We start from the raw sequence: 505 nt of genomic DNA on the forward strand, positions 1-505 counted from the left end.
GTGCATCAATTATGATTTTTGGTGGCCAGGAATTTGAAATGATTGCCAGTTTTCTGGCAGCCGCAAAATCTGGTCATCCGTATATTCCAGTTGATATAAATTCATCTGACGAGCGAATCAATTCAATCATAGAAATTGCTGATCCAGCGTTGGTTATTGCAATCAACAAATTGCCGATCGAGATTTCTAATCGTTCAGTCGTAGAAGCGGATCAGTTGCAGACTATTTTTTCTGCAAATTTGTATTATCAAATCGAGCATGCAGTTTCCGGAGAAAAAACCTTTTATATTATTTTTACGTCTGGAACAACCGGAGAACCAAAGGGTGTTCAAATAAGCAGTGATAATCTTTTGAGTTTCGTTAATTGGATAGTTGGCGAACAGTTTAATTTACCAGATCATCCGGTTATGCTTTCTCAACCACCGTTTTCTTTTGATTTATCGGTAATGGATTGGGTTCCGACACTGGTTTTGGGTGGCCGCTTACAAGCTGTTCCAAGGGAAAT

The 505-nt window shown here is 39.0% G+C and carries 1 protein-coding gene; it reads left to right on the forward strand.

The annotated features are described in order from the left end of the window. Positions 1 to 505 (forward strand): AMP-binding protein (locus KH893_RS11755; RefSeq protein WP_281166272.1); only part of this gene is annotated, 505 nt, incomplete at both ends.

Source organism: Liquorilactobacillus sicerae, from assembly GCF_029916425.1.
Taxonomy (GTDB): domain Bacteria; phylum Bacillota; class Bacilli; order Lactobacillales; family Lactobacillaceae; genus Liquorilactobacillus; species Liquorilactobacillus sicerae.